This is a genomic window from Falsiroseomonas sp. E2-1-a20, from assembly GCF_051433195.1.
In the GTDB taxonomy this organism is placed as follows: Bacteria; Pseudomonadota; Alphaproteobacteria; order Acetobacterales; family Acetobacteraceae; genus Falsiroseomonas.
In genome coordinates this window covers 1-982 of the sequence record NZ_JBHMFT010000169.1, presented here as the reverse complement: position 1 = coordinate 982, position 982 = coordinate 1, and the positions used below count along the sequence as shown (strand labels likewise).

The 982-nt window shown below is 62.7% G+C and carries 1 protein-coding gene; it reads right to left on the bottom strand.

All coding sequences use genetic code 11. From position 1 onward, the window contains the following. Nucleotides 1–25: 25 nt before the first annotated feature. Entirely contained in the window at nucleotides 26–784 is a 759-nt protein-coding gene (locus tag ACFHPP_RS31175; protein ID WP_437167104.1) for a DUF1194 domain-containing protein, read from the bottom strand. Between the last annotated feature and the right edge of the window lie 198 nt (nucleotides 785–982).

Below are 982 nucleotides of genomic sequence, written 5' to 3'. Positions count from 1 at the left end.
CTAAAGCGGGACGGCTTTCCAATCACTAGGCCGTTCTTTCCAGCAATGTGTTGGGCTGAGGCCCTGCAATCTCGCGGACGAGCTTGCGCCTAATTGCATCGCCGAAGGCGCTGATACCATCCGCCTGAACGACGAACGCGCCAGGGCCGCCGACGACGGCTTCACGGTAGTACTCAGCTAGAGCCGCACCTGGGAAGCACTCCTGGAACTCCGGGTCGCCCTCGATCGCCAATCCGTTAATTGTGATTTCCTGGTGCGTTGCCCAGTCGCGGGCTTGCTCGGCCGACACTGCCCAAGCAGAATCGTCCGCGCCATCCCCTGACACGTCAATGACCCTTCGGACCGTGGGCCAAGGCGCCTCGTCCAGCATCAAGACGGAGAACAAGATGCCGCGTGAGATTGTGGTGCCCGAGTAGCGGCGGCCACTTGTCGCCGCTACACTGCGTGGCGACCCTTTCTCCATATGTGCAGACGCGAGCCGCTCGGACCAGGATTCCGCGTCGCTGCGGTGGGCGATCCTCATCCAGGGCAACAGTGAGCGCTGAAAGCCAATACCCGCCCATTCGACGTAGGCGACACCAATTGCCCCTTTGGCACCTCCATGCACGGCGGCGAGCACGTTGCTGTCGGTCAGGGCAGCGCAGTAGCCCTCCCGCTGTAATCGATCTTCATCCTCACTGATGGAGGATGACACATCCACTGCTAGCACAAGCAGCAGATCAACCGCGTCCTGCGGAGGGGGTGGAGCGCTCGTCCGGCCATGCCGAACTCCGCCAGGAGACATGGCGACCGTTGCTGCGGCTGAGGCGATGAGGGATCGACGGTGCACCTGCACCTCCCTTGCCTACCACGGGACACGCCCACGCAATCCAGATCAGCGCGGCTTGCTAGTCGCAGGAACTCATTTGCAATGGAGGCGGTGGCCAAGGCTCGGCGCCATCGACGCTGCTGCCACCCTGCTGCTCAATCCCGACGTGCCGAA

Coding starts and splice junctions, on each gene's coding strand:
- ACFHPP_RS31175 (WP_437167104.1), bottom strand. CDS start 784: ATGTCTCCTGGCGGAGTTCGGCATGGCCGGACGAGCGCTCCACCCCCT.